Genomic DNA, 5,321 nt, shown 5'->3' with positions numbered 1-5,321 from the left:
CGGGAGCGGAAGATCAAGGCCACCATCCCCGAACGCGCCGACCAAATCGCCCGCCGCAAGGCCAAAGGCAGCACCGGTGGCAGACCACCGGCCTTCGACCCCGACCTCTACAAACTCCGCAACGTCGTCGAGCGATGCTTCAACCGGCTCAAGCAATTCCGAGGTCTGGCAACACGGTTCGCGAAACGAGCCGCCTACCACCGCGCCGAAATCATCCTCGCCTGCATCGTCCTCCACCTCCGCTGAAGATCCCCAGGACACGCCCTAGACGGTCGGGTGCGCCGGCCACGGGGATTCCAGATTCCTGACGAGCTCGCCGACATCCTTCGCAAAGCAGGCTTCGCTGGTCGTTGGCTCGCGAAAATAGACAGCCCCGCAACCGTTTTTGCGGTTCTCGGCGTGGCACCCTGATCACCGTGCAACTTCTCGCGATCATCCTCTACAACACGGCCGGGGACCGTCGGGTTCTCCCGTTCACCCCCGGCGCGCTCAACGTCGTGACCGGGGAGTCGAAAACCGGCAAGAGTGCCCTCCTCGACATCGTCGAGTACTGCCTCGGCCGAGACTCCATGCAGATGCCAGTAGGCCCGATCACCCGCACCGTCGCCTGGTATGCGGCACTGTTCGACCTGGACGGTGGTCGCGCGTTCGTCGCCCGCCCCGCGCCTCGACCGGGCAAGGCATCCACACAGCGCGCCATGCTGGAATTCGGTGCTGACCTCGAACCGCTCGACTTTGGCGACCTGGTGGTGAACACCGACTCCGATGCCGTGCGAGAACAGCTCGGACGGCGCATCGGGATCGAGGAGAACCGTCACGAACCTCCCACCTGGTCGGCGCGCCAGCCGCTCGAGGCCCACATTGGACATGCCACGCTGCTCTGCTTGCAGCGTCAAGGTGAGATCGCCAACCGTGACCTGCTGTTTCACCGGCAAGGTGATCAAGGCATGATCCAAACCTTGAAGGACACCATTCCCTACTTCATCGGCGCAGTGCCCGGGACCAAGCGCTCAAGCGCGCTCAACTCGCCGCTGCGCGCCGAGAATTACGGCAGATCGAGACCAGTTACCGCCAAGCCCAGCTGGCGAGCGAAGCGGGTGATGCCAATCTGCGGGCACTTTGGCAAGAGGCTTACTCGCTCGGCATGGTCGAGGCGCAGCAGCAACCACCGGACAGAGCCAGTACCGTCAGCGCCTTGCACAACGCTGTCACGGCGACCGCTGCCCCCGAACCACCGGACCGCGAAACTGCTGAACGCATGATCGCCCTAGGACGGGAACGGGATCAACTGAGTGACCGCCTCCGTGCTCTGAACGCGGAACGTGATGTCCTCCTGCAGCAGAACGACTCCGAAACCGACTACGCAGGGGCGGTCAGGACCCAAACCGCACGGCTCGCCAGCCTCAACCTGCTCGGACTCCCACGCGATGAACCCGACAAGTCGCAATCGCTCGCCGACGGTCACAGTGCCTGTCCCGTGTGTGGATCGGAACTCGCCGATCCCGATCCGACTCCGGCTCAGCTTCGCCGGAGCCTCCAGCGCCTCAACGACCAGCTAACCGGCGTCGAAGCCGCACGTCCCGCGCGCCGTACAGCGCTACAAGCCATTGATGAACAGACGAGCTCGATCCGCTCTCAGCTACGCGCAGCTGAATCGGCGATTCAATCCCTCACCGCGGGCCAGACTGCTTCCGACCAGTTGCCCGAGACCGCGCGCCGCGACTTCGCATGTGGCCGGATCCATGCCACTTTGGCAACACTCCCCAGTTCCTCGGACACGGAGTTGGCCCATCTCAAACAGCGTCTGGACGCCGCGCAGGAACTGGTTCGGACACTCGAGGCCGAACTCGATCCCGCTGAAGAGCGCGAGCAGCTCACTTCCCGCCTGGTCACGATCAGCCAGGACATGACCCGCTGGGCAAACCACCTCGAGCTTGAGCACCGAGGCGGCAGTGTCCGTCTCGACCTCAGCCGACTCACCGTCGTCACAGACACCGAGGAAGGCCCCGCACCTCTCTTCCGCATTGGTAGCGGTGAAAACTGGGTCGGCTACCACCTCGTCACCCACCTCGCCCTGCACCGACACTTCGTTCGACAGCACCGGCCCGTCCCACGGTTACTCATGCTCGACCAACCGACACAGGTCTGGTACCGATCGGAAGTTGACCAGCGCGCAGGCACACCAGGCCGCGACAGCGACCGGGAAGCAGTCAACCGCCTGTTTCGTTTGATCTATGACGTCGTCGCTGAACTAGCCCCACACATGCAGGTAATCGTTTGCGACCACGCGAACCTTCCCGATGAGTGGTTCCAGAACTCCGTGGTACATAACTGGCGAGGCGGAGACAAACTCATACCCCAAGAATGGATAGACAATCTGAAATAGCAGCGATGGCCAACCCAGACGAAAAGCTCGCCCAGCGAGCACCGGTTTCGTTCTACGCCGCGGAGCGCCAGTCCGTTTCCTCAGGTGCTGCACCACTGTCCGCGACAGCTTTCTCCCAGCGAGTTTGCAGCGCGTCGAGGAGACGTTGTTCAACGGCAGATGCCACGTGGGAGTATGTTTCCTCGACTTTGTCGGCAAGTACGTGCCCGAGACGAAGCGACTGGGCGACTTGCGGCACGCCGTCGGAGATCATCCAGGTTTTGTGGCTGTGCCGCAGGCCGTGAAAGGTGAGCCCGGGTTTGACGGGCTGTAGCCGGATTTCTGGGTTGGCGATGTGAAGGTTGCCGTTGGCGGCCGGACGGAAGGCGCGGCGACTGAAGTTGCTGCGTCGGTGTAGCTGACTTTGCGGCGTGACGAACACGTGCCGGTGTCGGTGGCTGGCAAGGTGCGCGCGAAGCAAGATGATGAGGAAGGGCGGCAGGGTGATGGTCCGTGCGGATTCCTCAGTTTTCGGTGGCCCAAGGAAGAGGGGGCCTTTGTTGGGTTCGTGGAGCGCGCCGAAGTCGGGGTCCACGACGATGTTTCCGGTGTTGTCGTCGTAGAGGTGGAGGTTGTGGCGTTGCAGCCCGACGAGCTCGCCCCATCGCGCCCCGGTCCAGGCAGCGGTGACGACGAGGACCGCTCCCCCAGCTCCGTACTTCGCGGCCACCTGGTCCGCAAGCTGTAGGACCTCGTCAGATTCGGCCCAGACTTTCCGAGGTGTCCGGTGATGGCTGCGACGCCTTCGTCCGCGGCGTCTGGTCTGGATCGGGTTGGCCGCTATGAGTTTTTCCTCCGCGGCATCGGTGAGCACCAGCGCGAAAAACTTCAGAATGCTGTCCACCGTGGTCTTGGCGAGACCGCTGGCGCGGAGCTTCTTCTCCCACTTCCGAACTTCCAGGTTCGTGATCTCGGCCAGTGCTGCGCTTCCCCATCGCGGCAGGATGTGCACGTTCAGGAAGCTGCGGTAATTTTCCTCGGTCCGTTGGTCGATGTCGAGCGAGTCAAGCCACCCTGGCGCGAATTCGGCGACGGTGGTTTGGCCAGCGACGGGGTCGATCCACGTACCCTTGCGCTGTTCGACTTCCATGTCGGCGATGTAGACGTTCGCCGCTGTCTCGTCGGGGAATCCGGGAATGGCACCTTTACTGCCGTCGGCGCGGCGGTAGCGAACCCGCCAGGTGTTGTCACCAACTGGTTCCGCCCAGGGCATGGTGAACTCCTTTGCTGTGGTGTGGGGGTCACGTCGACGACCCCGTCCATGAGCGCTCCACAGAGGACAGAGAGCCAGGAGTAGCGACAAGAAACCTTGATATGCGCTAAAGAAACTCGTGCGTCAGCGACCGCGTGTACGTCGGCGCACGGGCCGGGCGCGTCGAGGCGTGCCAGCCGGGCGGCGCCCTGCGGCGATGATCGCGCGCAGGTCTTCTTGGGAGAATCGGAGGTGTTTGCCAACGAAAGTGCAGGGCACGAGCCGAAGCCCTGCCTTGCGCCGGACCCATGATTCAGGCACGGCCAGCAGTTCCGCAGCTTGAGCTGGCGTATAGAGCAGGGCGGTCTGTGGCGCTAGTAGAGCAGCGTCAGCACGATCGCCGGGAGCACCCGCGCGCTCGTCAGCTCCCCCTGCGATCGGCCATTCCACGGAGGGATTCGGCGGCCGGGTCGTCACGGTGCCACCGTCCTGTGGCCACAGGAGCCGTGCTTGAGGGCTGGCGCAAGCAAACGGTCCGAAGTCGGGCGCACGTTGCTGGCCGGGTCTTGAGCGGCCCAGAACAGCGCGGGGGTGACCAAGGCGCGGTGCGCGGGCTGGTCGGAGAGCACCCACTGTTCGACGGGCCGGAAGACGCCGTTCTCGTCGCGGATGCCGGTGGCTTGGTAGCCGGTGTACTTGATGTTGGTCAGGATCGTGGCGACCGCGGCGATCGGCCAGGACGTGTGGGTTCCGGGTGGCGGGTAGCGGTTGTGGTCGGTGTCGAGCCGTACGGTGATGTCCTCGATGGACAGGCCGGTGATCGCGCGCCAGTAGAAGATGTCCTGCACCACCAGGGCGCGACGCGGGTCTGGGGTCAGCCGGGTGCGGACAGTGCCGCGTCGGCTCTGGGCCCCCGCGATGGTCATCGTGGTGTAGCCGTACGGCGGGTGGTGGACGTTCCAGCCCGCGCGGATCAGGACCGCGATCGCTTCGGCCGACCGTCGCGTCACCGGATGCTGCGCGGGCTGGGCACCGGAGGGCGTGTGGCTGGCGAGTGCCCGGTTCGGTGGCCGCTGGTGTAGCAGCCGGAGGCGGTGGCGGGCGGTACGGAGCCAGTGGCGCAGATAAGGCGCGGTGCGGCGTGTCCTGCTGTGTGTGGGCATGACGAAGAGCCCTTTCAGGAAGTCGAGTTCGTGGGAAGGGGGTGGAGCGTGGCGCTCCGGGGCGGGCTCGGCGGTGTCCTCGCCCCGGAGCGCCACAGGTTAAGCGACGCGAGCGGGTACCGCTGCGGTGAGGACGCGCGGCGGCCGAGGCCCGGGTGGTGCCAGGCGGGTGCGTCACGGCACCGCTGGCTCGGGTCGGTCGGCTCACGCCGGAGTGCCTGTCCCGGGTCAGGCTGACCGGCGGGTGGCAGGGCGGACGGTGCAGGTGAGTGAGGTCGTCCAGCAGGTAGCGTAGTGCGCGCGCGGCCTGCTGGGGCATCACCCCGTTGCCCAGAGCGCGAAGTTGCGCGGTGCGGGGCAGCTCGAGGTGCCCGGCGGTGACCCAGCCTGGGGGAAGGCCCATGAGCCACTCGACGAACGGCGGTGCGAGCACGGGGCGTCCGTGCCGGCCTGGCTGGGTCGGGTACGGGGCGGGGCGGCCGGTGATGAGTTCCCAACGGTGCACGGCGGCGGCGTACTCGCCCCAGTCGACCGGCCTGGG

The 5,321-nt window shown here is 65.5% G+C and carries 7 protein-coding genes; 4 read left to right on the top strand and 3 right to left on the bottom strand.

Going from position 1 to position 5,321, the window contains the following annotated elements:
• From BS329_RS41585 to BS329_RS44270, 4 genes are all read left to right on the top strand, one after another.
• Positions 1-246, top strand: a 246-nt coding sequence (locus BS329_RS41585) for a transposase family protein (RefSeq protein ID WP_143253461.1), incomplete at its 5' end; no start/stop codon positions are given.
• A gap of 30 nt (positions 247-276) precedes the next feature.
• On the top strand, positions 277-411 hold the full coding sequence (locus BS329_RS45645; protein WP_360912277.1) for a three component ABC system middle component: 135 nt from the start codon (positions 277-279) through the stop codon (positions 409-411).
• A 5-nt stretch (positions 412-416) separates the two neighbouring features.
• Complete coding sequence (locus tag BS329_RS44275; protein ID WP_208619383.1) at positions 417-1,262, top strand: hypothetical protein; 846 nt, start codon at positions 417-419, stop codon at positions 1,260-1,262.
• Positions 1,196-2,386: a DUF3732 domain-containing protein gene (locus BS329_RS44270; RefSeq protein WP_208619382.1), complete on the top strand. Its 1,191-nt coding sequence runs from the start codon at positions 1,196-1,198 to the stop codon at positions 2,384-2,386. The genes BS329_RS44275 and BS329_RS44270 overlap by 67 nt, the downstream gene beginning before the upstream one ends.
• Positions 2,387-2,438: 52 nt before the next feature.
• On the opposite strand, the gene BS329_RS41575 is transcribed toward BS329_RS44270, so the two are convergent.
• From BS329_RS41575 to BS329_RS41570, 3 genes are all read right to left on the bottom strand, one after another.
• Entirely contained in the window at positions 2,439-3,638 is a 1,200-nt protein-coding gene (locus BS329_RS41575) for a tyrosine-type recombinase/integrase (RefSeq protein WP_076169111.1), read from the bottom strand.
• A 123-nt stretch (positions 3,639-3,761) separates the two neighbouring features.
• A complete protein-coding gene (locus tag BS329_RS45455; RefSeq protein ID WP_341866365.1) occupies positions 3,762-4,067 on the bottom strand; it encodes a helix-turn-helix domain-containing protein in 306 nt (101 codons plus the stop codon).
• 23 nt (positions 4,068-4,090) lie between these two features.
• The gene (locus BS329_RS41570; protein ID WP_143253460.1) at positions 4,091-4,780 is read right to left on the bottom strand and encodes a recombinase family protein; all 690 of its coding nucleotides are present in this window, start codon (positions 4,778-4,780) and stop codon (positions 4,091-4,093) included.
• Positions 4,781-5,321: the final 541 nt, after the last annotated feature.

The organism is Amycolatopsis coloradensis, assembly GCF_001953865.1.
GTDB lineage: Bacteria > Actinomycetota > Actinomycetes > Mycobacteriales > Pseudonocardiaceae > Amycolatopsis > Amycolatopsis coloradensis.
Note: the sequence above shows the minus strand (reverse complement) of the source record. Positions and strands in the feature narration are given on the sequence as shown.